The following is a 25408-nucleotide window of genomic DNA, read 5'->3' as shown; positions in this document are numbered from 1 at the left end:
GAAACTGAGTACAAACAGAGGAATGCGATCGCTCACTCCTATCAATGTGTTAGCCCACCAGTGCGAAGCAATTTACTTTAATCAGTGTTGAGGATTGCTTCCAGTCCCTTCTGCACTCGATCCAGTTCCCGACGCTGCTGGTCAATCCAAGCTTTTTCGGCTTCGCGTTGTTCTGGTGTCTCTTGCTGATATCGATCTTGCCGCTCAAGGAAGTAGTTGTAGAATGCGATCGCTTGTTCAAGAGCTTGAATTGTTAATTCAACTCTGTCATCAAAGATTGCTGTGATAAATTTTTCAATATTTGAAGAAATGTTGTCTTTGAACTTAACAACATCTTCCCAGTAGATATCGCCCCAACCATTTCCTACTAAAGCTTTTATCTCTATTCTAATAATCGTTTTCAATGATGTTACAGATTTAGGAAGATGCTCTGTTGGCTTACTAAGCTTAGCTCCAATGTCACTAAATATTAAAACAATCTGCTTGCCATATTTAATTTTCTCTTGCTGATCAAGTAGCTTGATGTATTGATGCATCAATTCTAAATTGATTTGAGTTATTTCTTCATAGACCTTACTTAATTTAGCTTTGATTATTTTATCTATTTCCACCAATAAAGAGTTAGTTTTTGGAGGTATTTCTTTAATAAAACCATCTTTTTCACCCCAGCCAATTCCTTCCTTCAGTTTTCTTTTGGAATCAAAAAACCACTTTTCTCTTGAATAATCAATCCGCTCATTCCAATATTTTTTTGCTTGTTTTACTGCATCTTCTCTCCATTGATTTGCTAAGTTGCGGATTCTGATAGAACGTCCACTAATGTCTCCAAGCTGTTCCCATATCTCTTCTTTCGCAGCTTCTGCAATCCTTGGCTTACTTAGCCAAACATTCTCAGCATTGTACAAATCCTCGAAACCTACTTGGACTAACTGCTTGAGTCTGACAGATGATTGATTGAGTTCTTCAATACAAGGTTGAACTGACTTTCTTAGACTTGTAGCAGATTGCTCAATTTCTAGAGAGTTTTGCTCACCTGTAAGCAGTTGCTCAACAGATTGCTCAATAGTCTGGAATGTGTTGAAGTATTCATTCATAATTGTTATCTTCCCTGAGATGTGAGTTGATGGTGTCAACGACAGCAGTGTGAAGCAATTTACTTCAATTCGTGTTGAGGATGGCTTCAATACCTTGCTGTACTCGCTCCAGTTCCCGACGCTGCTGGTCAATCCACGCTTTTTCAGCTTCGCGTTGTTCTGGTGTCTCTTGCTGATATCGATCTTGCCGCTCAAGGAAGTAGTTGTAGAATGCGATCGCTTGTTCAAGGGCGTGAGTTGCTAATTCAACTCGTTCATCAACGATTGAAGTAATAATATTCTCAATTATCAAAATTACTTGAGTGCTGAACTTAGTAAACTGCTGCCAATTGATTGGAAGAATACCTTGCTTAAGCAAACCCTTTATATCAGGGATAAGGAATCCCTGACTAATTAAACTATCTAAAGCTGGTTTTACAGCATTAGTCAAATTTTGATTTTTGAAAGCTACATAGTCTATTGGATTACTAAACTTTACCTCAACTTCATTAACTATTTGATTAAGCTGAGCATTAAGCACAGATTTATTTGATTGGTCTAAAAGATTAACACAGTCTTGTATATTGTCCAAATCAATAACTTCTAGCTCTTGATAAAAAACTTTCATAGTTTCCTTTACTATGACACTGATATCCTCGGATTGGAAATCCAGCTGTGTGCGTATATCTTGAATAAATTTATCCTTATCCCAGGCAACTACATCTTTATTTTTACCATTTTGATTATCAATAAACCATCTCTTTCTTAGGTTAGCAACCCGTTGAGTCCAAGATTGATTAGCTTGTTCGACTGCCTGAGATTTGTGTTGATTTCTTAGAAGACGAATTTTGAAACTACGTCCACTAATCTCACCAAGCTTTTCCCAAATCTCCTCTTTCGCTGCTTCAGCAATCCTCGGCTTGCTCAGCCAAACATTCTCAGCATGGTACAGCTCATCAGAATGTACTAGGACTAACTGCTTGAGTCTGGCAGCAGATTGCTTCAGTTCTTCAATGCAAGGCTGAACTGACTCTCTTAGACTTATAGCAGATTGCTCAATTTCTGGAGAATTTTGCTCACCTGTCAGCAGTTGCTCAACAGATTGCTCAATAGTCTGGAATGTGTTGAAGTAGTCATTCATGATTGTTATCTTCCATGAAAGTGCGAACTGATATTGTCACTCGTCATTAAGTATGCCTGGATTCAGCCAAGCAGAAATCCGAGGAAATACGGTTATCTTCACCAAACGGACACGCTAGTCTCTAGGAAACTGACTTTTCCCAAGGTAAGAATATGCTGTTTAAGTTTCCTCTCGCGATTCAGGCTGGTATTGCTGCTGGCAAATATGTGCAAGCTATTTCATCTACAGGAGTGCCGTTAAGCCTTGCAAGAGATGCTGCAACAGGACGATTTGTTGGTCATGCGGTTGGTGTTGTAGGTGAACCGTTTCTAGCTGTTCCAAAGCTCATATTCGGTGGTGTGCAAATGCTTCAAACCCACCGAGGATTTCAAAAAACTTACGGGATGCTTGATACGGGGTTTCAACAAACATTTGACAAACTTGGCGATATTCAGGTTGACTTGCAGGACTTCAAGGCAGGAACATACAGCAGGCTTGGTGTTATTGATGCAAGTTTGCAATCTCTCCAAACCAACTTAGGAGTGCTGCAAGCGACTACAGCCGTGATTGGTGTTGGAACTGTAGCAGGTGTCGCCTTGTCAGCCGTAAACCTCCACCAGACATTAAAACTGAGGCAAGACATAAAGCAACTGAGGCTTGAAGTTAAAGACGGTTTTATTGACCTAAAACAAGCCTTAAAAGACCAAGGTACAGAAATACTACAACGAATTGACCAAGTTGCCCAAGATGTTGAGTTTAAGCATCACCGCACAATTCTAGTTCAAGCTTATGGACGCTTTAATCAAGCCGTGAATTGGCTGCGACATTCACTAAAACTACCGGATTTGAATGCAAGAAATGCTGCTATTGCTGGTGTGCAAGGAATGTTGTATGAGGCGCTAGCAGACTATACAAATCCTGAGATATTAAAACAGACTTCTGTCGCGGGAAGACTCCGCAGACTAGAATGCGCTTGGACTATTGATCAAACAATTACCTTGACTTTTCAGCTACAAGAAGCATTTGATGTAGTGAGCGATCGCCTTGCTTCCCTCCAAAACCAAATCCTTAAAGAATCCTTGGCATTTATTGACCAGTGTGAATCTGAGGAAGAGCTAGATTTTTTATTTCCAGAACTCGCACGCATTCATAGTTACGATTTGGCTTTATTAGAATCTTGGCAAAATCAGACTGACTGGATTCCAACGCTGTCTCCAGATGAGCAGAAGCTTTTGGAGAGTTCAACTATACAAACTGCCGATGTTTTAGATAGTGATCAAGACGTGGCTGTTGTCACCAAACCAGAAGAACAGTCACTCTATGAAAATTTGAAGCAAAAGTCTCATTACCTATCCCTGCGCGATCAGCTTAAATTTATGGTGAAGCCTGATTTACGTCGAGGGCATGAGTCCTATATTAGCCAGCAAGCACCAGCCTCAGGTTTGAAAGCGTTAGCCCCTTCAAATTGGGAAGGAATACCAGATTTAACGGTTGCCAACCTCTACTGGTATTTCAAAGAAGCAAAAGCCTGAAAAAGTGGCTGAGTGCGATCGCTTCTTCACTACAACAAATGCGATCGCATCTTAACTATTCGATATAAGCATCATTCCTTGAAGGTAATGGCAGATGGACAATTCGATCTTGATATTCGTCGTCAAAAGATGCTTCAGCAATCAGAATCAACTCATCAAGAGTCTGACCAATACTTAAGTCGGGATTTAGAATTAAAATTCCTGGTACATGACGACCTTCAGCAATGTGGTCAGTTAAATGAACAGGCATAGACTTGCGGTTGTTTGTCACTAACACGCAGTTATATTCTTCACACCAACAGAGAATTTCTGGATCTAATGTACTTTTAGGAGGAGTTCCAGGGTTTCCCACTGCCCAAACTACTACATTAGGGCTTCTTCGTTGGAGTTGACTTTGATAGATCAAGTCAACATTTTCATCCAGCAGATATTTGAGAGTCATCTGCCTTTTTCATTGCTTCTTTTTCTGCTTTCAATTTCATAAGTTTTTTGACAACCGGAGGCGGATTCATTGCTTGAGCTTTACGTTGCTGATGACTCCACTCCAACCAATCGGCAATGTAAGCACTAACCGCTTCTTGGTTGTGCAGGTAATAGAGAATCGTAGCGTAAACTTGCTCTAAGGTGAGAGTTGGGTAAGACTGGGCAATTTCCTCTGGAGTTCGGCTGCGATGGATGAAGTCATACAGGATGGTTTCAATGCCAACTCGCGTACCTTTGACGCGAATATCATCAGGACGCAGAAAGTCAAAGTAGTCTTCTAATAGCATCTCCTTAAGCCTCCAAAATGAAAAAAGGCATCCTACTTAGTGGATGCCCCTAGAATAGCGAATTGCTTGTATAGCGGTTCTCATCCAGGTGAGATACAGATTGACCCCTCCCCTAGCCCCTCCCCGACGCGGAGAGGGGAGCAAGATTCCGGTTCCCGCTTCCCTCGCTAGGGTTGCGGGGCTAGGGGATTAGGTCTAGACATACCGCACCTAAGTGAGAAACGCTATAGTTCTATCGCTGACTTAAGCGCCTACTGCTTCCTTAGCCGCGTACATCACCTCAAGAGTAATCACACTAAAGCCACGTTCACGAGCAAACTTCTCAGTATTGCGCTTCACTTTACCCCGAACAAAACCAGGAACCTTATTTAGTTCTGCTTGTGCTTCTTTATTCCAACCGAGGTCAGAATCAGCAGAGATGCCTTTGGTAATTACTTCCTTGGTGTCGTGACCACCGAAGATTTCTAGCAAGTGGTCTTCCATTCCCAAGGTAAAGGAATTGTAGACTAAATCAGCCATCTGATTTGTCCCTTCATAACCCAGAAATGGCTTATAACCGATGGGGAAATCTTGAACATGGATAGGCGCAGCGATGACACCACAAGGGATGCTTAAGCGCTTACCAACGTGCCGTTCCATTTGGGTGCCGAAGATAGCAGAAGGCTCAATCCGTGCGATCGCATCTGCAATTGCGCCGTTATCATCACTAATCAGTACTTCGTCGCAGTATTCCGTCACCTGTTCGCGGAACCACTGTTCATCATATTTACAGTAAGTACCTGCTAAGACGACGTGAATTCCCATTTCCCGCGACAAAATCTTCGTCATCGCTGCTGCGTGGGTATTATCGCCAAAGACAACAGCCTTCTTACCCGTCAAGTTCTGACAGTCAATTGAGCGAGAGAACCAAGCTGCTTGGGAGACATACAGGGTTTGGTTATTGATGTACTCTTCGTAATCGACAGGGGCACCTTGAGCATTCAGTACCTGCTGAATCTTACGGATGCAACGCGCTGTTTCCACAACACCCATCGGGGTGATGTCTACATAGGGCGTTCCGAACTCTTGTTCTAGGTAACGCGCTGCCATTAAGCCAATTTCGCGATACGGCACCAGGTTAAACCATGCACGGGGTAAATTCTTCAGGTTGTGAACTGACGCACCCTCTGGAATTACCTCATTCACCTCAATCCCCAAGTCAGCCATCAACCGCTTTAGTTCGGTGCAGTCGTGGTGATTGTGGAAGCCGAGGGAGGAAATCCCAATAATATTGACTGACGGCTTTTCAGTTTTGCCTTCTGGAATGTTGTCCTTCTTACGAGCCTTGGCAATGTAGAATTGGATAATTTGCTCCAAAGTGCGGTCAGCCGCTTGCAATTCATTGACACGGTAGTGGTTTACATCCGCTAGCATCACGTCGCCTTTCGCATCGATTTGGGCGCGTTCTACAAAGTTCTGTAGGTCTTCTTGCAGAATACTAGAGGTGCAAGTCGGAGTGAGGACAATCAAGTCGGGGGTTTCTTCCTCATCCTTACGAGTGATGTTGTTCACCACTTTTTCCTGAGAACCGCGTGCCAGGACATTCCGATCAACGGAACTAATGGTTACTGGGGTAAAATTGCGATCGCGTTCTAGCATCGAGCGCATGACGTTGAAGTAGTCATCTCCAATCGGCGCGTGCATGATGGCATGGACGTTTTTAAAAGAACTAGAGACGCGCAGGGTGCCAATATGGGCTGGGCCTGCATACATCCAATAAGCCAATTTCATACGCTGTTCTTCCTCGTGCTGATACTAATGCTTTATTTTCGTGGTGATGGACAGAGAATTTAAGAGTCTAATTGTCTCAAATATGAAGTGGTTATGAGCAGCTACTAAGCTCAGTAATTTCATCCATCTGCTTTCTGAAACGCTGACATTTACTAGGATACAGCTTTCATCAAAAGTATCTTGAGTTTTATCTAGTTGAAACGAATCTTAATAATTATGTAAATCAATATTATTTACATTCTTTAACTATTGTTAGGGGAACATTTTGCTTCACGACTTGATGAACAACCTGACACTCAGGAAAAGCCTGTTGCAAGTCATATCGAGGCACAGCTAAATAATAGAAGGGTTTATCTAGTGGCTTTTGCTCAAACTCAGTTTTAGTAATAGCCGTTAATTTAGGAGCAGCGAAGATGATAGCAGAGTCGTCATCTCCACCAACCACAACTTTAGCGTTACCACTGGCATTGTTATTAATCCACTCCATCCCTTCTCGTGTACTTAAACCCCAATAATCAGTTTCATAGCGACCATGCGCTTGGGTTAGTCCTCCTGAAACGCGATTGAAGTAGATATATTCATAAGGATGTAACGCTACCATATCAAATGCGATCGCACCCAGTACAGTAATAATAAAAGCTACCGCAATTAACTTAAAGCTTTTCCTCGATAGCTTCTGATATATCCACACTAAAGCCGCCGCAGAAATTGCTGCGACTCCTGGCAAGATAAAGAGAAACTGCCGCATCTCATCATAAAGGGTAGAATCTCTTAAAATCGCTAGCAGTGGAAGACAAGATACTTGTAACAGCACTAAGACAGCACAAGCGCGTTGAAGATTGGAAAGCTCAGAATATTTAACGACTAAGAAGATTAATCCTAAAACAAAAGAAACTTGAAAAATTAGAGGCACCGTAAGCACCACCCAAGTGGGTAGGTAATACCAGGGGAGTGCCTTCGCTGAAATAAATTGACCTTTAAATAAAACTTCTCCTCCCCAACCATGCTTGGACATATAAGCAAGAGTTTCAATAAACCAGCCGATAGGATTAGACCAAGTTGCAGGCTGTAGAGCGATTGTTGTTATTGCCCAAGCAACAATTGTTGTTGCATAGTAAATTAATGTATTCCGTAAATTTCGATAGCTCGTCTTTGCTCCTAACATTCCTACTAAGTAAGCTAAGATAATAAAAAACAGTACAAAGAACCCAACAATTCTTATTGCTGTTAGCCATCCAACTAAAATGCCGTAAAGAATTGAGTAAATAAGAGTTCTGTTAAATTCAAGTTGGGATTCTTGGTTGACTTTAAGATAATGATTAACCAAATAAGCACCAAGAAGTGTAGAGAGGGTAAAGAAGGCAGCAAATGGAATATCTTTCGGATTAAAGAAACTATGTCCCCAAAAACGTGGAATCAGGGGCAAAGCCACAGCACCAAACCAAGCAAAATCTCTGCCACACAAAATTCCGACAATTCCTGCTACCGATGCGTAAGTTATTAGGGAAACGAGGAAGGTTAAAACATGCTTGACTTTGATACGCTCATACAAGACTTTATATTTTAGTCTTTCATCAGGGATACCTGCATCATTGAGAGGGTTGTAGTCAAATCCTTTTTGAATGAAGGTTTGGATTTGAAAAATAATCTCAGAGGTTAAATTAAAGGCAGTTCCATAGTATTTATAGTCACTAGGAATTAGCTTTCCTTGGGTAATAAGTTCAAAGTTAAATCTCACCATGGAAATCTCGACGTTTTCATCCCACGAGACTCCATAGTGACCAATCGTTAACAAGCCGATAATGGCAAGACTTACAATTACCGTAGCAACTTTTAAGTAAGTCCTTTTCCAAGCCGAACTAAAAGAGGCAGGAAACTTTATCAACATCGGTTAGATTTTCCTAAAGATACATCCCAAGAGTTTTAAGGCTTAGCTAGATAAAGTTTAAATCAACTTAGGTACCATGAGACAAAATCTCACTAACGTTGGAATGAAAATTTTCTTTACTCCTTCTTTCTTCTGCCTTCTTCCTTATTTCAAGACAGCTTAATCACAGCGCTTGACAATGGATAAAGGTACTCCTTGCCTTATCACCTGATGAACAACTGGACATTCTGGTAACTGCTCTTGTGCATCCCAACGGGGCCATGCTAAATAGTGAAAAGGTCTAGGAACGCCTGCAAGTTTTTCGGGTTCGTAACCAATAACCTTGAGATTGGGGTCAGCAAAGAGTTCTGCCGAGTAAAGAAAGCCTCCCACTAAAACGGTTGAACCAGGAGTCGCATTTTTGTTAAGCCACTCCATCCCCTCACGTAAACTTAATCCCCAATATTCAGTTTCGTATTGACCTTGAGCTTGTTTTAGTCCGCCTGAGATGCGATTGAAGTAAATATATTGGTAGGGATGTAAGGCGATCATATCAAACGCGATCGCAACAAACACCACGGTGATAAAACTAGCTGCAATGATTTTAAAACTCTTCTTAGAGAGCTTCTGATAAATCCAGATAAAAGCTGTTGCTGATATTGCTGCAATTCCTGGCAAGGTGAAAAGGAAGTGCCGCATCCCGTCATACATGGGTGAATGTTTGACAATAGCAACTAAAGGAAGAAATAAAACTTGGAATAAGACTAAAATGGCACAAGCTCGTTGCAGGGTTGAGAGCTTTGAGTATTTTGCCACTATCAAACTGGTGCCAACGACAAACCCAATCTGAAAAATTAAGGGAATTGTCATAAACATCCAAGTAGGTAAGTAGTTCCAGGGGAGATTTTGGATTGGAATAAACTTGCTGTCAAATAAGACTACTATTTGTAAACGATGCCCTGATAAATAATCAATTGTTTCAAGAAAACCAGCAATCGGGTTAGACCAAAAAGCAGGGTAGCAAATAGTGTTAGTAGCAAACCATGTCACGCACAGTAGTAAGTAAAGTCCTGCAAAGTTAAAGAAGTCTCTGCGGCTTCCTCCTTTTCCCAACCTTAATATTAGGTAAGTTGCCAGAATGAAGAATAGAAAGAGGAATCCTCCAATTCTTATGCCAGTTAGTAAGCCTACAAGAATACCGAATAAAACGGCATAAAAGGTTGCACGGTTTTTACCAACCTTGATAGGTTCATCCGACTCCAAGTAATAATTAACTAAATAGGCTCCTAGAAGGGTAGTTAGCGTGAATATGGTAGCAAAGGGCGGGTCTTTAGGATTGAAAAAGCTATGGCCCCAAAACGTTGGAAAGAATACCAATGTTAATGCCCCAAACCAGGCATAATCTGCTCCGCATAGCGTTCCAACAATACCAGCGACTGCGGCATAAGTTATTAAGGAAACTAAAAAGGTCATGTAATGCTTAACTTTTACTCGGCCAGCTAAGGCTTGAACTCTTGTCTGCCGATCATTAAGCTCTGCTCCATAATCTAGGGGATTATAAGATCGTCCTTTGGTGAGGTACTGCTGAGCTTGAAACATTATCTCTGAAGCAACATTAAAAACTGGCCCAAAGTACTTCAGGTCACCTGGAATGGGTGTACCTTTAACAATAAATTCTATGTTCCTCCTCACCATCGCCACTTCTGTCCCCTCATCGACAGTAATCCCATAGTGACTAACTAGAGGAAAGCCAATCATCGCAATGACAAGTATGACGGCAACTACTTTTAAATAAGCGGTTCTAAAAGTAGAGCCAAACGTTGAGGGCAAGCTCTTCAGCATAATTTTTTGTCGTAGCAGAAAAAATCACCTTGAGACTTAACGAAATAAATTACGTCAAACACTGACGCTGAGCGTGTTGTAGCTCTTGAATCCCCTTTTCTGCTAAGTCTATAAGCTGATTGAGTTGATTGCGACTAAAAGTTCCAGATTCTGCTGTTCCTTGTGCCTCGATAATTCCCAGTTGGTCGTTCATAACGACGTTGAAGTCTACTTCAGCCGCGACATCTTCAACATAGTTAAGGTCTAAAAATGGCTCACCCTCTAGGAGTCCTACGGAGACAGCAGCGACTTGGTGAGTGATAGGCGATCGCTCTAATTGTCCCTTCTTTACCAGTTTCTCTAGAGCATCAGCAAGGGCAACGAATCCCCCTGTAATTGAAGTTGTACGAGTCCCCGCATCTGCCTGGAGGACATCCGCATCGACAATCACAGTACGTTCTCCCAGTGCTTTTAAATCCAGAGAGGCTCGTAAACTGCGTCCAATCAATCGCTGGATTTCCTGAGTTCGTCCGGATAACTTATACAATTCCCGTTCTTGGCGTTGGGGTGTAGCGCCAGGTAACATCCTGTACTCAGCCGTTAACCAACCGCTACCTTTGCCTTCTAAAAACTTTGGTACCCCTTCCTGAACCGTCACGGTACAAAGTACCTGAGTGCCACCGCACTTTGTTAAGACAGAACTCATAGCAAAGCGTGTGAAGTCTCGCTCAAAGCTGATCGGACGCAATTGGTCGGGTTGTCGATTGTCGGGACGCTGCCAGGGCATGATAATTTTCCGTGTGGAACAGTTAATCCTTAAGGATAGTAAACTGGCGTGTTCCTCAAACCGTGAGTTTCTGCAAAATATCCTGCTGCACCTGTTCTGGTGGTTGTTCGCTGTTAATCGTCAACAGCCGTTTGTGATAGCCGTAATATTCCAATAGGAGAGGCAGACGCTCATGGAAGAGATCAATGCGACGCTGAATGATTTCTGGTTGGTCATCTAGGCGTGAGTTGATGGCGTTATCTTGTAGGGTACGCGATCGCTCTAAAGAACGATTCATCATTACCGATTCCGATACCTGCAAGTAAATCGCCCAGTTGAGGTGTTGCCCCAATTCTTCTAGTAGAAAATCTAATTCTTCTGCCTGGAAAGCCGTCCGGGGATAGCCTTCGAGCAACCAACACCGAGCAATGTCAGGCTGAGAAAGACGCTGACGTATAAATTGAATGAGGATTGGATCAGGTACGAGTTCGCCCTTCTCCACGTAGGGTTGTGCCTGACGTCCCAAGTCGGTTTGAGATGCGATCGCCTCTCGCAACATATCACTGGTGGAAACCTCTGAAAGACTCAGTGTGCGGCACAATTGTCGAGTCTGTGTTCCCTTCCCTGCCCCTGGTCCTCCCAGAATCACCAGTCTCACGATTAAACCGCTCCTACTTTCTTGCCATTAAACCTTTTCTAGATAAATTTTGCACGAATTCTCGCCCAACGGCGTATGTCCAAGCTCACGAAAGCTATTTTTGCACTATTTGATGCCTGGGCAAAAAGGGAATATATCCAGATCCATCTGCCCCCCAAATCCGACTTATACTTTACAATTTGAATCTTGACGGACTCATAAATGTAGTGTTTGACTAGGTAGGCGACTCAAAAAGTACGCTATATCTTGTTCATGGCATCGGCTCTGCAACTACCCTATTCATTAGCAATACAGGTTCGTTGCCCTTTAAATGTTGACTATGGTTTCCCAGTTAGAAGCGACCGGCATTGATTCCTCTTGTCCTCCAACCTATAACATTGAAGGGTTGGTACAAGTATTTACCAGCCCCCATCGCAGTTTTTTTACCAGCGTAATCGCTCAAGCCTTGAGAATTGCTGGTCAAGGCACCCCTGTACTCGTCGTTCAGTTCCTCAAAGGCGGAATAGGGCAAGGTCATGAGCATCCTGTACGTTTAGGTCAGCACTTAGATTGGATTCGCTGCGACCTTCCGCGTTATATTGATACACCGGAGTTAGATGAGTCAGAGTCCAAGTCTTTGATGCAATTGTGGCAGTACACTCAAGACGTTGTATCAGAAGGAAAATACTCCCTAGTTGTTCTTGATGAATTGAGCTTAGCGATCAACTTTGGCTTAATCCCACAAGCTGAGGTACTTGCCTTCCTCAAACGACGCCCTAGTCACGTTGATATTATTCTCACGGGGCCACAGATGCCTCAAGCGCTTCTCGATGTCGCCGACCAAATCACCGAAATCCGCCGTTCTCACCAACCTTAAAGTACATAGTTATGCTCAAGAACGATACCTGGATTACCGAAATGGCAAGTCAGGGACTGATTTCTCCCTTTGAACCCAGGCTAGTTCGCCACGTAGAGGGACTGCCAGTCATTTCTTATGGTCTTAGTAGCTACGGTTATGATCTCCGGTTGTCTCCAGTTGAATTTAGAGTTTTCCGGCACATCCCCGGTACTGTCGTTGACCCAAAAAACTTTAATCCAGATAATTTAGAACCGGTTCAGTTACATACTGATGGGAATGGTAGCTACTTCATTTTGCCAGCTCATTCTTATGGACTTGGAGTTGCGTTGGAACATTTAGCTGTTCCTGAAGATATCTCTGTTTTGTGCATTGGTAAAAGCACTTATGCGCGTGTAGGTTTAATTGCCAATCTAACCCCTGCGGAAGCTGGATGGCGTGGGCATCTAACATTAGAGTTTTCCAACTCTTCTAGCGCTGACTGCCGAATCTATGCTAATGAAGGGGTAGTTCAGCTATTGTTTCTTTCAGGAAATCCTTGCTCTGTTAGTTATGAACAGCGACGAGGTAAGTATCAAGACCAACCTGAACAAGTAGTTGTTTCAAGAGTTTAAATTGACAATAATAAAGGCTTACTTGATGACTTTTGTTGTTAATATATCTATTATTAATTTAAAGATAGAATGGAACGCTTTTGTGTTGATGTAATTACTGCAACGCCTAATCCGCAACAAGTTGTTTGGGCAGCAATGCATCAAGATTATTCAGAACATTATGTTTGGGATAGCCATGAACAATGGCCTAATGAACAGCGTGCTGGCGAACTAATTGTTAAGCATTTATTATTAGGTGATCGCGGACATTACGGACCCTTAGAACATCCCCAAATTACTTTTAATGTTGGCTACTTTCCCCACTCGATGATGCAGCAAATTCGTACTCATCGCGTTGGAGTATCATTTGATGTCCAATGTCTTACCGGGGATACCGAAGTTACTTTTGTCAAGGCTTCCGGTAGTTTGAGAAAAATTAAGATTGCCGAACTTTATGATTTATGGGCAAATGGAGAGCAGGCAATCCGTGAGAGGAAAATTCGGGGGCGTAATGGAGAACTACCAGGAACCTACAGGAGAGATTGCAAATCCCGCTTAAAGAAAATGAACCTTAGGGTTCTTAATGAAGATACTGGTGTTTTTGAAATTGGTCACATTCAGGAAGTTTTTGATCAGGGGATACAGCCTGTTTATCATTTAACCCTTGAAGATGGCAGAACACTTAACTGTACTGAAAATCATCGCCTTCTAACTAATCAGGGTTGGCAGATGATGAGAGAAGCTGTTGACCTAAAAACTGATGCTAATCAGGAAGTTATTAGCTATAAGCAAGATTGCTACTTGATGGCTAATGGAGTTGTTGTCGGAGAAGGACTATACCGCGATAAGAATTGGCTACAAGAGCAGTTACTCGCTGGATTAACTGCCCAACAGATGGCTAGAAAAGCCGAGTGTTCAGTTGAAGCAATTAAAAAGTGGGTTTATATCTATGGTCTTCAGCTAAATAAGTGTAAACCAGGAACAAAAAAACCTTGGAATAAAGGACTAAGCGGTGCATACCACTTAGACAAAACTCCTGAACAGCGACAGCAGAGAAGAGAGAGAGCAAAACAGTTTACTCGCAGAGGGGAAGATAGTAATTTCTGGAAGGGTGGAGTCACAGAAGAACGAGTAGCTATTGGTGCATGGACTCGAACTATTGCACCTCAAGTTCACGAGAAGTTTGACTATACATGTCAGCGATGTGGCAATCGTGGAAATCAACTTCATGCACATCACTTACTCCCGGTTTACTCACATCCTGAAAAAGCTTATGACTTTGAAAATTTAGTAACTGTCTGTGAAGATTGTCATCGACGAATTCATAATCAGGGACTAGAGCTAGAGTTTGCCCAAACCTTTATTCCTATCCAAACTCTTCCTCAAAAGCCAAAACCGAAAGGCCGAAAGCTAAAGGCTCACCCATTGAAAGTTGTCCAAGTGGGATATATTGGGCTACAAAAAACCTATGACATAGAAGTTGCTGGACAATGGCACAACTTTGTTGCTAATGGAGTGGTTGTTCACAACTCCTTCCGCTATACAGGTCAGAGAATTGTTAATGTTGCAGAAGGGAAGCAAGAGGTGGAAGACGTTTTTTACCTCCGCCCTGTCGGGAACTATACTAATCGTCAAGGTAAACGTTACTTCTATTCAGAAGAACAACGCACTGAAGACTTGAAGTGGTGTTTGGAAGCGTGCCAACATTATAAGAAGCGAATTGATGAAGGGCTGTCAGAAGAACACGCTAGAGGGTTGATTCCTTTTGATGCAAGACAGCATTTCGTATTGAGCTGTAATCTGCGATCGCTTCTTCATTTATTAGACCTGAGATGGAAGAAAGATGCTCAACTAGAAGCTCAGAAATTCTGCGAACTTCTCTATATTCATCTCGAAAACTGGTCTCCAGCAGTGGCGCAGTGGTACAAAGAAAATCGCGCTAAAAAAGCAAAATTATCCCCTTAGTTCCTTAAGAAGACCAATTGCGGCGCAGGTTAAAGAAGCCTTCTAGGAAGTTCTGTAAAGACTTGTTGCGACTTCGACGTTGCTGCTGCCACTCGATCGCAGTTTTGTGAATAATCTCTGACAAGGTTGGGGTAATCTGGGGTAAATTTGCGATCGCTTTCACCTTAAGCTTCTGTCGAATTGCAAATGCGATCGCTCCAATCAATTCACTCGCATCAGCCCCAACGATCGATGCGCCTAAAATTTCCCCATTCTCACGTCCAACAATTTTACAGAACCCAGTCGTATCTCCCAATATCTGAGCTTTATCCAGGGTCTTGAAATATTGCCGTGCCACAAAGACATCCTTACCATAGCGCCCTCTAGCTTGCGCTTCTGTTAACCCTACCCGTGCTAGTTGAGGGTTAGAGAAAACTGCCCAAGGAATCCCACGATAATCAACCTTAAACACAGGCGCAAACAACGCATTCTTCAAAGCCGTGCTGGCTTCATACTGGGCAATATGGGCAAACGGCTGACCCCCAGCAACATTACCACAAGCATAAATGCGGGGATTACTCGTTTGTAGTTTCTCATTCAGCTCAAGACCCTGCGGCGTAAACTTAACCCCAACACCTTCTAAATTGAAAGCTTCAACATTTAGCTGATGGTCTGTAGTTAGCAAAATTTCATCCGCTTCAATTGCCCGATTTCCCGCCTGAACCCACTTTTTATCCTCAATCTGCCTAACGTGGGCGACTGGACTCTCTGTAAGCACACGAACCCCTTCAGCCTCTAATTGCGCTTGTACAAGGCGAGACGCTTCTGGGTCTTCATCTGGCAGTATATGGGATGCGTTGACAACAAGAGTGACTTCACAGCCCAACCGCGCCAGAGTTTGAGCGAGTTCGGTTCCAATCGAACCATCACCAATCACGACCCAACTTCCCTGTAACCGTTGAGCAAAGTTTGGTTGCCAGATATCGGCTGGTGTAAGGTAGCCAATGGTTCGCAATCCTGCGATATTGGGGATAACTGGGCGAGAACCAGTGGCAATTAAATAGGCACGCGATCGCATTCGGCGGTCATTAACGACAAAACCCAAGTGAGGCTGTCGGCAAAATTCCCCTGCACCTGTAATTACATCAACACCTAAAGATGCCAAAATCGCTGGAGAACTTTGTTCTGAACAGGTATGAACGACAGTCTGTGCCCACTGCATTGCTTCATTCACTTGAACAGATGGGACTAGTGACTGTTCGGTTGAATCAGCTAGTGGAAAATAGACACCAACTTGTGTCGCCTGACGCACTTGCTCTCGCACCCGCCCAACCTGATTTAATGCTTGAGCGTAGATTGCACCATGACCTAACCAGTTTGTCTGGACACGCTCATTTTCTATGAGGGCAACGCGAGCCTTCAATTTAGCAGCAGCAACGGCGGCATAAATACCAGCCGTGCTGCCTCCGATGACGATGAGGTCGTATTCAACGGCCATGGGTTAGTTATTAGTTGTTAGTTGTTTGTTGTTAGTTGTTTGTTGTTAGATTTGCTGATGTAGCAAAAAGGTGAACAGGCAACAGGTTTCAGAGGATAGATTTTAAACCTTCTAATAAACGTTGGTTGTCTGCCTCAGTGCGTACAGCTACCCGGAAATACCGATCGCCTAATTCTGGAAAACTCAAGCAGTCGCGGATTAAAATCTGGCTGTGCTTGAGCAGTTTTTCCTGAATTTGTGAACTCGGTTGTTCAGATTGCACCAGTAAGAAGTTGGCGGCACTGGGGTTAGGTTGCAACCCTGGTAATGATGCTAAACCTTCAAACAGATGCGATCGCGCTCTTGGTAACCAATCCCAGGTTTGCTGCTGAAATTCCGTATCCTGCACAACAGCGATCGCAGCAGCAGCCGCTAAAATATTTACCGACCAAGGGTCACGCCACTGACTATAGCGGCGCAGTCGTTCAGGATGAGCAACGCAATAACCTAACCGTAGTCCTGGGAGACTGTAGAACTTGGTAAGCGATCGCAAAATTACCAAGTTTGGATAGTCTTGCACCACTGGTATCAAGCTTTGCTGTTGGTCAGGCGGCAGAAAATCCATAAAGGCTTCATCCACCACTACTAGAGCAAATTGTTCCAGATAAGGCAGAATTGTCTCCCGCTCAAACAACTGTCCCGTTGGATTATGCGGATTATTCAGCAGTAAACCGCAATCAGAGGAGGAATGGGGACTAGGGAATAGGAAGGACAAGGGAGATTTTTCCCCCTTGTCTTCTTTCTTACTCACCATTTTCCACATTCCACTTTCTCTGTCGAGAAGAGGGTACTCCTTAACCTTTGCCTCAAACGCTCTAAGGGCACGTTTGTAGTCGCTAAAGGCTGGGGTAAGAAGGTAGGTTTCCTCCAGTTCTGATAATTCCCTCCCTGCCCAGGTTAAAAGCTCTGCGGAGCCATTACCAGGCAAAATCCAGTCCGGTGTCAGAGTCGGGTGCAGCAGACTCAGAGACGCTCGTAGCTGGGAGTAATTGGGGTCAGGGTAGGCGATTAGGTCTTTTAGGTGAGACTCAATCGCCTTGAGGGCACTTTTAGGCGGCCCCAAGGGGTTAATACTCGCTGAAAAATCAAGAATGAAAGAAGGGGAACAGCCTGCCAGTGCCGCTGCCCAGGCTAAGTTTCCCCCGTGAGTTGGTCGTTTCAAGGATGCGTTCTTGTTAAGTCACCAACTGTTATTTCTCTGGCGCAACTTTTTCCTTGAACAACTTACCTGCAGAAAAGGCAGGAACCTTAGTCGCCGGAATTTCCATCTTGTCGCCAGTTTTCGGATTGCGACCCTCACGGGCTTTGCGCTCCCGCGACTCAAACGAGCCGAAGCCAACCAAGGTAACTTTGTCGCCGTCGGAAACGGCTTCCATAATCGCCTCTAATGCGGCAGATAACACGGCATCAGCTTGTTTTTTGGTCACAGTTGCTTTTTCCGCAACCTTATCAACTAATTCGCCTTTATTCATTAGGAATCTCCTTGTTTGTTTGGATCATGAGGTCAAGTATCATCTAAAATCTCGGTTCGAGATTAGTGGTTTTGACCCCAATAGCAGAGTTTTTCGACTCAAAATCGCTGCAACACTCGCAGGCTCGAAGTTTCACTGCATTATTCTAAGATCAGCTTGCCAGATATGGATCGTTGAAACCTTTAAGTTATGTGGATTTCAGGATTTTTAAGCAAAAAGAGCGCCGCATCTTCTCCAATTACAGTCTAATGCGACGCTATTTAACGTATTTTAGAGCAAAAAAGACATTTGGCAACGAATGAAGATGTGATCGCACTTTCGAGTATTTGGGCAACCAGGGGTGTAGGGTGTAGAGCCAAAAGAGGCGATCGCTAACGTAATATTTTCGCTAGAGTCTTTACCTACAGCATTCAACGCCGTCAAATTGCCCAGTTAAGTTTAGTTACTGCCCTTGAGGAGAAAAGCCTCGATTATCTAAGACTTCACGAGTCTCCTGTCCCGGCGTGTAGTTGTAACCAAACGAGGAGGCTTCCGAGTCATCAAGAATCTGAGGTGTCAACAGCACAATTACCTCTTGGCGCTGATCTGTTCGCGTTGTGCCTCTAAACAGGGCACCTATTATTGGAAGATCTCCCAAAATAGGCACCTTGCGAACCACGCTTCGGTCGGTTTCCTGTATAATTCCCGACAAAATCAAAGTTTGACCATCTCGAAGGCGAACTTGGCCAGAGGTCAGTTCACGTACATTTAGGAGTCTGATTAAGTTTTGATCATTGTCAATGCTCAGATTTTGTTGATCTCCAATGGCAGTCACTCTAGGATTTACCACTAAACTGACAAAACCATTGTCATCAATTTTGTTGATGTTGATCGCAAGCTCTAAACCAGCCTCACGAATCTCTGCTGTTACTGTTCTCGTCGTTAGTCCGTCAGAAGTTTGTGTCTCACTTTCAATATTCCCAACTACCTCTTGAGTCAGGTTAATTGTAGCGGTTTCCCCTTCTTGTACAACTATTGTCGGGTCTGTCAGAATTTTCGCATTGTTAGCCGTAATTTGAGCCTCTAAGCTAGCAATGAACCTATTACTATTAGTGCTATTGTTTATGTTGACATTAAGTCCGGGGTTCTGCGCTCCTGACGTATTATCAATTCCAAAGAAGCTGTCTCCAATCCCGAATGAGAAGCTTGTGCCTACGTTATCTGTTGCATTGAGGTTGACATCAATAACCTTGACATTGACTGCTACTTGACGACGCCGCAGATCTAACTGAGTCAGCAATGCTGTCGCAATTTCTACTAAGCGCGGTTCACCAATTAAGGTGACAATATTAAGGCGATCATCAGGAGTCACCCCCAGCCCCCTGAGCAGTAAGGGCGCTCCCGGTCCTGGCAGTCCCCCCTGTCCTCCTTGGTTCTCTATCTGTGGGGTAATTTGTTCTACGGTCGTTGTCGTGTTCTCAATTCTTTGAGCAGCAGCTCCCTCACCAATTACTGTCAGTGTTGTCTGTTCTGTAATCTGCTGTTGCTCTGCTCCCTGTGAAATCAGGAAAGAGGCGGCTGGCTGAGCTGCGACTTGGTTGAGACGCAAGGTGCGGACAATAATATTGCGGGCTGGATCGGGCAGTTGAGGACCAACAAAAATTGTGCGCCCGACTCGGTTAGCCTGAAAACCCGAAATACGCAGGACGTAGTTAAATGCGTCTTGAACAGGCTCGTTTTCCAAATCCAGCGAAATTGTTTGTTGTGCTCCTTGATTACCACCTTGACCACCACCTTGAGCATTTCCCGCCCCAGGAGCTTCTCCGATAAAGGCGAGGTTGAGTCCGGCTGCTCGTGCAAGTAGCGCCAAAACTTCTCGCACAGGAGCTTCTCGCAAAACTAGGCGAGGGACACGTACTCCAGTGCCTAGATCAATCGTGCTAGCAGAGCCATCAATATTGCTGATCGCAATGTCACCAACTGGCGGAGCGACTGCTCGTGGTAAGAAGGGAGGGGCTGGTGCCACAGGTTGGGCTGCACCCGCAGGTTGAGCCGGAGCGCCTTGAATCGTAATTCTGGGATTAGGAACTAATACTTCCGGTTGTCTGGGAGCTGGGACGACGGCTGGGGGAGCTGGGACGATTGTCGGAGGCGCTTGATTCTGAGCTACAGTCGTTGTGGGTGAGCCTGCTGTTTGGCTCGGTTGCCTTTGGTGAATTGCTGCCTGAGCTACTGGCGTGGCGTTTAAGTTGGGCAGCACCTGTGTACTTTGCGCTTGGCTCTGGGTTGTAGGCGCTGCTGTTGGTGCAGTAGGTGTTTGAGCCGATGGCGTGGTGACTGGTTGTGTTGGGAGTATGGGTGTTGCGGCTTGCGCTCCAGGTATTGGGCTTGCTGTTTGATTTCCAGCAGCTGTGCTAAAGCTTAAGCTAATGCCCTGATTGTCCTGCTGAAGAATCTCTCCGGAGGGAGGGCGGTTCTCTCCACTAACAGTAACTCGCACACTATTGCCATCTAGCTGACTGACTAAAACAGACGTGATACCAGGCATCGGGTTTTCCTGACGGAATGTTTTGCCCTCACTCAAGTTCAGCTGGGTATTAACAATATCTGTTACCGCATCATTTCCCTGGCTGCTCGTGAAAACGGCTGGACGTTCATCCCCAGACTCAGTCTTCAGGATGAGTTTCAGTTCATTCTCACTCTTGTCGAGCTGCACGCCCGTTACTTGGGTCGTTGCTGCCCAAACGGGCTGTGATGCTAGTAACACCACAGCCCCTCCAATCACGATTCCACCTAATGCTTGAGCCTGTCTCACGTTCACTCCTCACCTAATTTAAGACCAATTGGAGCGATTAGCTTGGCTTTCAATTAGCTTTTAGAAGTCAGGAGTCACACACATAAAGAATTCTCAAAGCTAACAATTCGCCAGCGATCGCATTGCTTTTTACCTTTTAGCTGGCTGGGCAGCAGTTGGCTGGGCAGCAGCTTCCTGAGTTTCATCCTCAGTGACTGGCGATAGTGCGTCCAGTGTAAACGTTGCTTCAATCGTTGGTCTAGCCCCAGGCACCGCTCTACCCTGATTCAACAGCAAGGGTTGAGGTTCACTCACCTCAGCTTTGAAGTTTTTAACAATTAACAGTGCCTGTAACCGCTCAAAACTCCGCATGATTGACTGGACTTGATCGAAGGTGCCCTGAAGCTGTACGTCTATCGTTTTACGTTTCAGCTTTCCGTTTACCGCTGCCCCATAAGACCCATCATTGACCACTGCCTCTGCCTCTTGAGCAGGTTCATAATTAGTCAAGCTGCCCCTTCTATCTTTGACAAAGCTGTTGAGGTCTAACAACAATGTATCTAGGGTTTTCTCATTAGCAAATAAACTCAGCACCTGCCGATTTTCTTGCTTTGCCTGCTCCAGTTTTGCTGTTGTTTCCCTAATCTGTTGCTGGATTTTTTGTTTTTGTTGAATTTGCTGCTCCTTGTTTTCAACAGAGGCTTCTAACTCTTGATATCGCTGCCAAGACGGTTGTACAGCGTTCACCAGGAGATAGGTGGCTCCCAAAAGACCAAGAACCCCAATAACTATACCGCCAACTCTTGGCGTAAACGTAATTCCGAAGGCTTTAGGATAGTCAGGAGTTTCCTCCTGACCATCCGCTAGAATAAATTCTTCATCAGCGTATGTCATGGCTGAGTTGCTCCTTTCTCCTGCTGAATCTCTTGAAGAGTTCTAATTCGCGTGACTAGTCCCACTGCACCCTTACGATCTAACTCTCGAAGTAACTCCGAAGCTGGCGTATCACTGATGCTTGTGGAAATTGTGTATTCCACTACTTTTGGTAGCGTATACGTTACTCTTTGACCCTGAGTTGGGGTTTTGGGTACTTCTAACTTCGTGCGATTCTCGACCAACTGCGCTTTGACCAACTGTGTTTCATCCCCTTTAAAGAAAGGCGATCGCTTTAGTGTCACCAGAAAGTAACCCACATCATCAAAAGAGCGCGCCGTACCTTGAATCTCCAGCTTCATTGTCGGACGTGGGGTGCTAGCCGCTTGAGCCTGAGCTTGAGCCGCTTGAGCATTCTTGGCTTTGGCGTTATTTGCCTGAGGTTGCGGGGGAGGAGAAGCCGCTGCAGGTTGGTTTTTTGGAACTTCTTCTGTTTGCGTAACCGTGCCAATTTGTATTCCCGGTGGAACGCGCTCCCGAATGTCCTGCAACATCGCTGACCATGGCTTAATTTGATTAAAGACCGTTGCCAGCGCTTGGGTTTCAGCGTTCACCTGCTCGATTTGTTCGTTGAGCCTAGCAATCTTTTGCTCTTCGATTTGCAAACGTTGCAGCTGCGCGTTCAATTCCGTTTCTAGCTCTTCTTTCTGAGCAATTTGCTGCTGAAGGAAAAACCATAGACCACCCACTAAGGCTGGAAGCAAAAAAAACACTGCTACCCCTGCATAAAGAGGTGTCATTGCGGCTGCCGACCTCTGCCTTTTTTTTGGACTAGTTCCTTGGTCGGGCGGTCGATAATCGGGTCGATCGCTTAAAAAATTAACATCTAGACTATACATGGCTTCAAACCTCCCGCAATCCTAATCCCAATACAGTTCCTAACCCCGGTCGCTGCACTGAGGGGATTTCCTGATCCACCTCTAGCGAAAGCGCTGCAACCGGGTCTACCTGAGTCGTTGGCAAGCTCAACCGTTGTGTGAAAAATTCATCAAGTTGTCCAATTCCACCTCCTGGGCCCGCGAGTAGTAGTTGTGCAACCTCTAAATTGTCGCTTTGATTTAGATAAAAATCGATGGAGCGGCGCAGTTCATCAGCTAGCTCTCCTAAAACTCTTAGCAACGCTGCCATCCCTGGATTGATTCCCGTCGCTCCGGTGCGTACTCCGTCAACGGGTGTATTTGGAATAGTCATTCCTTGTAGCAGTTCTGTGTTTCTCGACGTTGGTAAGTTCATGGCTCGCGACAGAGCGCTCTGAAGTTGGTAAGTTCCGATCGGAACAGTACGGGAGAATTGAGGAACACCATCAACAATGATTGCAATTTCGGTGCTGTCAAATTCGATATCTACGAGTACAGCCGCTTCTTGGGGGGCAAACTGCCGCAGTTGCTCTCTAATCGTCCGAATTAGGGCAAAGCTATTGATCTCCAACACATCCACCTTTAACCCAGCTTGCCCAAATGTATCGAGATACATATCAGTGATTTCGCGGCGAGTCGCAACTAGCAGAACCTGCACCTTTTCGATACCATCTTCATCAGTGAAGAATCCGAGCTTTTGGTAATCTAAATCTACCTCTTCGCGGGGATAGGGTAGATATAGACCGGCTTCATGGTTAAGCACCATATCTCGTAGCTCTTGATCGTCCAGTTCGGCAGGAATCGGTATAATCCGGATGATCGCTTCCCGCATTGGGACGGCTGTAGCAACGTGATCGACTTTTAGTTTACTCTCCGCCAGTGCCGCTTTAACTAAGTCTGCTAAAGCGGGAGGGTCAGCAATCTGACCTCCTTGAAATATCCCTTCTGGTACTTCATGAGAGTAAAGTGTGCTGACTTTGAAGCCTTGACCTTGCTTACGCAGTTGAGCAATATTAATTCGTTCCGGAGCCAATTCGATGCCGACGCCTTTCTTGCCCTTTGAAAACAGCCCTTGAAAACGGTTAAACATAACTCTTGGTTTGGCGGGAGCGAGAATTAAGATAAGTAACGCTGATCTCTTGGAGATATTTAATCTAACAAGATTAATATTGATGCATGGTACCCAATTTAGCTTAGAATAACCACACTTTGAGGGATATTTTCTCTTGAGAATTAGTTCACCTAATAAATGGAGAAGATAATTGCTGAGCTTAAACGAACGTTATTTCAGGGAACTTTGCTCCTCACTGCTCTAGCTTAAGCTAACGTTGATGCTCTAGAGAGCTTAATGGGCAACAAGAGTGTAGGCTCGAAAAGGACTGATAGTTGTAAAAAGATTTAGTAATTGCGATCACTTACGAAAGTGCTTCACCGTAAATTCTTCAGCTATGCGTAGCTTACCTTTCCAGCCTGACGCTACTGGCAAGAGGATTTTCTACTCATAAGCAGATAGATCGTAGTGAACTTGTTACAGAAGCGCTAAGCAGGGTTCTATTCCCGTTATCGAGTAGTAAAACAATAAGTTTATAAGTTTAACAGAAGGCTGTGCGGTTGTAGCGCCCTGCTTCCTGCTTAGCTATATTCCACCCTGGTGACGCAGCAATAGTTTAGTCTTGCACTCACACTATCTTGCTAAAAGAGGATAAGGCGATCGCACCTCACTCGCTATCTCCTTAGAGTAGGATGATTTACTGCTGGCGCTATGCATTGGAAGAAAAAAGTTCACATGAGCAGAATCAGAACCTGGAGACGTTTAGGCATTTTTGCGTTGTTGGGGTTGCTCTTAAGCTGGTTGATTAGCTGTCGCCCAACTCCTTCACCATCAGCTAGTCCAGAAATTGAGTTTTGGACAATGCAGCTACAGCCACAGTTCACAGACTACTTCAACAAGCTGATTGCTGACTTTGAAACAGAAAATCCCTCAGTCAAAGTACGCTGGGTGGATGTTCCTTGGTCAGCGATGGAAAGCAAAATCCTCACAGCCGTTTCAGCAAAAACCGCACCGGATGTCGTTAACCTCAATCCTGGCTTTGCCTCACAGCTTGCCTCTCGTAAGGCATGGATGGAGTTGGATACCAAAGTGCCTGAACCAGTACGGCAGCAATATCTCCCAAATATCTGGAAAGCTAGCACGATTGACGAAAAAAGCTTTGGCATTCCCTGGTACTTAACAACACGAGTCACCATTTACAACCAAGACTTGTTAAAACAAGCGGGTATCAGCAAGCCACCAACGACCTACGAGGAACTCGCCCAAGTTGCCCAACAGGTGAAAGACAAGACAGGTAAATATGCGTTTTTTGTCACCTTTGTGCCAGCGGATTCGGGTGAAGTATTGGAGTCATTTGTGCAAATGGGCGTACAGTTGGTGGATAACCAAGGTCAAGCCGCATTTAACACTCCCGAAGGAATTACTGCGTTTAGGTATTGGGTAGACCTCTATAAAAAAGGCTTGCTGCCTAAAGAAGTGCTTACCCAAGGACATCGTAACGCGATCGAACTTTACCAAGCAGGCGAGACAGCTATGCTAGCTTCTGGCCCTGAGTTTCTGAAGACGATTGAAACAAATGCTCCTGCCGTTGCAAAAGTCTCAGCATCTGCCCCACAAATTACTGGCAAGACAGGTAAGAAAAATGTCGCCGTGATGAATTTAGTAATTCCGCGTGACACCTCCAAGTCAGATGAGGCAATAAAATTTGCTTTATTTGTGACCAACACAGAGAACCAATTAGCCTTTGCCAAGGCAGCAAATGTTTTGCCTTCGACAGTTGAAGCAGTGGAAGCCTACCAAACTCAGTTAGCGAGTGCGACAAATGCTTCGGCAGTCGAGCAAGCGCGTAATATTAGTGCCAGTCAGCTAAAAGATGCCGAGGTGTTAGTACCAGCGATGAAAGACCTCAACAAGCTGCAAAAGGCGATTTACGAAAACTTACAGGCAGCAATGTTGGATGAAAAGACAGTAGAACAGGCGGTTTCTGATGCTGCTGAGGAGTGGAATAGTAGCCGTTCTTAATACCCTTTCGCGCT

21 protein-coding genes are annotated in these 25408 nt (G+C 44.5%); 5 read left to right on the top strand and 16 right to left on the bottom strand.

The window, feature by feature from the left end; genetic code table 11:
- Nucleotides 1-77: 77 nt before the first annotated feature.
- Both H6F98_RS20545 and H6F98_RS20540 read right to left on the bottom strand, forming a co-directional pair.
- A complete protein-coding gene (locus tag H6F98_RS20545) occupies nt 78-905 on the bottom strand; it encodes a hypothetical protein (protein ID WP_192220549.1) in 828 nt (275 codons plus the stop codon).
- A gap of 253 nt (nt 906-1158) precedes the next feature.
- Entirely contained in the window at nt 1159-2214 is a 1056-nt protein-coding gene (locus H6F98_RS20540) for a hypothetical protein (protein WP_192220548.1), read from the bottom strand.
- Between the two features lie 152 nt (nt 2215-2366).
- On the opposite strand from H6F98_RS20540, the gene H6F98_RS20535 reads away from it, so the two are divergent.
- Complete coding sequence (locus H6F98_RS20535; protein ID WP_192220547.1) at nt 2367-3725, top strand: hypothetical protein; 1359 nt, start codon at nt 2367-2369, stop codon at nt 3723-3725.
- A 55-nt stretch (nt 3726-3780) separates the two neighbouring features.
- On the opposite strand, the gene H6F98_RS20530 is transcribed toward H6F98_RS20535, so the two are convergent.
- The 7 genes from H6F98_RS20530 to H6F98_RS20500 all read right to left on the bottom strand — a co-directional run bounded on the left by H6F98_RS20530 (nt 3781) and on the right by H6F98_RS20500 (nt 11377).
- On the bottom strand, nt 3781-4167 hold the full coding sequence (locus tag H6F98_RS20530; RefSeq protein WP_192220546.1) for a DUF5615 family PIN-like protein: 387 nt from the start codon (nt 4165-4167) through the stop codon (nt 3781-3783).
- Nucleotides 4142-4495 carry a DUF433 domain-containing protein gene (locus H6F98_RS20525; protein WP_192220545.1) on the bottom strand — a complete coding sequence of 118 codons (354 nt, stop codon included), beginning with the start codon at nt 4493-4495 and terminating at the stop codon, nt 4142-4144. The genes H6F98_RS20530 and H6F98_RS20525 overlap by 26 nt, the downstream gene beginning before the upstream one ends.
- 243 nt (nt 4496-4738) lie before the next feature.
- Complete coding sequence (gene bchB / locus H6F98_RS20520; protein WP_192220544.1) at nt 4739-6265, bottom strand: ferredoxin:protochlorophyllide reductase (ATP-dependent) subunit B; 1527 nt, start codon at nt 6263-6265, stop codon at nt 4739-4741.
- Nucleotides 6266-6494: 229 nt separating this feature from the next.
- Complete coding sequence (locus H6F98_RS20515; RefSeq protein ID WP_192220543.1) at nt 6495-8153, bottom strand: hypothetical protein; 1659 nt, start codon at nt 8151-8153, stop codon at nt 6495-6497.
- A 159-nt stretch (nt 8154-8312) separates the two neighbouring features.
- Nucleotides 8313-9974: a hypothetical protein gene (locus H6F98_RS20510; RefSeq protein WP_192220542.1), complete on the bottom strand. Its 1662-nt coding sequence runs from the start codon at nt 9972-9974 to the stop codon at nt 8313-8315.
- 49 nt (nt 9975-10023) lie between these two features.
- Entirely contained in the window at nt 10024-10740 is a 717-nt protein-coding gene (rph, locus tag H6F98_RS20505; protein ID WP_192220541.1) for a ribonuclease PH, read from the bottom strand.
- Nucleotides 10741-10795: 55 nt separating this feature from the next.
- Nucleotides 10796-11377 carry a nucleoside monophosphate kinase gene (locus tag H6F98_RS20500; protein ID WP_192220540.1) on the bottom strand — a complete coding sequence of 194 codons (582 nt, stop codon included), beginning with the start codon at nt 11375-11377 and terminating at the stop codon, nt 10796-10798.
- A 319-nt stretch (nt 11378-11696) separates the two neighbouring features.
- On the opposite strand from H6F98_RS20500, the gene H6F98_RS20495 reads away from it, so the two are divergent.
- From H6F98_RS20495 to H6F98_RS20485, 3 genes are all read left to right on the top strand, one after another.
- A complete protein-coding gene (locus tag H6F98_RS20495) occupies nt 11697-12233 on the top strand; it encodes a P-loop NTPase family protein (RefSeq protein ID WP_192220539.1) in 537 nt (178 codons plus the stop codon).
- 11 nt (nt 12234-12244) lie between these two features.
- A complete protein-coding gene (gene dcd, locus H6F98_RS20490) occupies nt 12245-12826 on the top strand; it encodes a dCTP deaminase (protein ID WP_192220538.1) in 582 nt (193 codons plus the stop codon).
- Nucleotides 12827-12895: 69 nt separating this feature from the next.
- Entirely contained in the window at nt 12896-14770 is a 1875-nt protein-coding gene (locus H6F98_RS20485) for an FAD-dependent thymidylate synthase (protein WP_192220537.1), read from the top strand.
- Nucleotides 14771-14774: 4 nt separating this feature from the next.
- Here the strand turns inward: H6F98_RS20485 and H6F98_RS20480 are convergent, their stop codons facing one another.
- The 7 genes from H6F98_RS20480 to pilM form a co-directional block, all read right to left on the bottom strand.
- Nucleotides 14775-16247 carry an NAD(P)/FAD-dependent oxidoreductase gene (locus tag H6F98_RS20480; RefSeq protein ID WP_192220536.1) on the bottom strand — a complete coding sequence of 491 codons (1473 nt, stop codon included), beginning with the start codon at nt 16245-16247 and terminating at the stop codon, nt 14775-14777.
- An 88-nt stretch (nt 16248-16335) separates the two neighbouring features.
- Complete coding sequence (cobD, locus tag H6F98_RS20475; RefSeq protein WP_192220535.1) at nt 16336-17448, bottom strand: threonine-phosphate decarboxylase CobD; 1113 nt, start codon at nt 17446-17448, stop codon at nt 16336-16338.
- A gap of 28 nt (nt 17449-17476) precedes the next feature.
- Nucleotides 17477-17758, bottom strand: coding sequence for an HU family DNA-binding protein (locus H6F98_RS20470; protein WP_192220534.1), 282 nt, complete (start codon nt 17756-17758; stop codon nt 17477-17479).
- A 442-nt stretch (nt 17759-18200) separates the two neighbouring features.
- A complete protein-coding gene (locus H6F98_RS34480; RefSeq protein WP_192220533.1) occupies nt 18201-20552 on the bottom strand; it encodes an AMIN domain-containing protein in 2352 nt (783 codons plus the stop codon).
- A 129-nt stretch (nt 20553-20681) separates the two neighbouring features.
- On the bottom strand, nt 20682-21425 hold the full coding sequence (locus H6F98_RS20460) for a hypothetical protein (RefSeq protein WP_192220532.1): 744 nt from the start codon (nt 21423-21425) through the stop codon (nt 20682-20684).
- Nucleotides 21422-22303 carry a PilN domain-containing protein gene (locus tag H6F98_RS20455; protein ID WP_192220531.1) on the bottom strand — a complete coding sequence of 294 codons (882 nt, stop codon included), beginning with the start codon at nt 22301-22303 and terminating at the stop codon, nt 21422-21424. The genes H6F98_RS20460 and H6F98_RS20455 overlap by 4 nt, the downstream gene beginning before the upstream one ends.
- A gap of 4 nt (nt 22304-22307) precedes the next feature.
- Nucleotides 22308-23411 carry a type IV pilus assembly protein PilM gene (gene pilM, locus H6F98_RS20450; RefSeq protein ID WP_192220530.1) on the bottom strand — a complete coding sequence of 368 codons (1104 nt, stop codon included), beginning with the start codon at nt 23409-23411 and terminating at the stop codon, nt 22308-22310.
- Between the two features lie 696 nt (nt 23412-24107).
- On the opposite strand from pilM, the gene H6F98_RS20445 reads away from it, so the two are divergent.
- Entirely contained in the window at nt 24108-25394 is a 1287-nt protein-coding gene (locus H6F98_RS20445) for a sugar ABC transporter substrate-binding protein (protein WP_192220529.1), read from the top strand.
- Nucleotides 25395-25408 lie beyond the last annotated feature (14 nt).

Origin of the sequence: Microcoleus sp. FACHB-SPT15 (genome assembly GCF_014849525.1) — a bacterium.
Classification (GTDB): Bacteria; Cyanobacteriota; Cyanobacteriia; order Cyanobacteriales; family Coleofasciculaceae; genus Symplocastrum; species Symplocastrum torsivum.
Note: the sequence above shows the minus strand (reverse complement) of the source record. Positions and strands in the feature narration are given on the sequence as shown.